This is a genomic window from Flammeovirga aprica JL-4, from assembly GCF_012844305.1.
GTDB lineage: Bacteria > Bacteroidota > Bacteroidia > Cytophagales > Flammeovirgaceae > Flammeovirga > Flammeovirga aprica.
The window spans coordinates 1-655 of the sequence record NZ_JABANE010000370.1; the positions used below are offsets into that span (position 1 = coordinate 1).

Annotated in this window: 1 protein-coding gene; it reads right to left on the minus strand. The window is 32.2% G+C overall.

All coding sequences use genetic code 11. From position 1 onward, the window contains the following. A partial coding sequence (locus tag HHU12_RS34425) for a transposase (RefSeq protein ID WP_169661214.1) occupies window positions 1-432 on the minus strand: 432 nt, incomplete at its 3' end. Window positions 433-655: the final 223 nt, after the last annotated feature.

Sequence of the window (655 nt, forward strand, 5' to 3'; positions counted from 1 at the left end):
ATACCCACCTACAGCAAACTCATCTACTTCAACATACCCCTTCAAAGGATGCTGTAAACTACTTTGCATAGCATATTGCACTTTACGTCTGAAATTTAAACAGCTTTGATAACTCAAGGACAGTTTCTCACTTAAAGTTAAAGTGGACATGCCTTTCTTATCACAACTAACTTTAAATATGAATTCAAAAGCAGTTAGAATTGAAAATTTCAGCTTATGAAATAGGGTATGAGCCGTAACAGACTCATCATACTTACACTTTTGACAACGTCTGGAATGCAACTTTTTACCTTTCATATATTTTGTATGTTCACATTTCCTACATTTGTAATGATCACTCCACTTTAGTGTCGATAAATATTCAAGACAATCTTCTTCTTTTTGAAATGTTGAATAAAATGTTCTATCGTCAAAACCTTCAAAATTGATCATAATACATCTGGTTGTTTGGTTACTTTTACACTAATGTAAATCAGTTAACCGTAACAGAAGTACGTTTTATTATTGAGGGCGATCTAAGTTCATATACCTATATTTTTAATAACTCCAAAGGGATACTTTCTTTCATCATTAGCCCACGACTTAACCTTAGGTTTGTATATCAATCATTACTTGTAATATTCCAAGAAGGAGGTTTACTTAGTAAGAGGGTTTA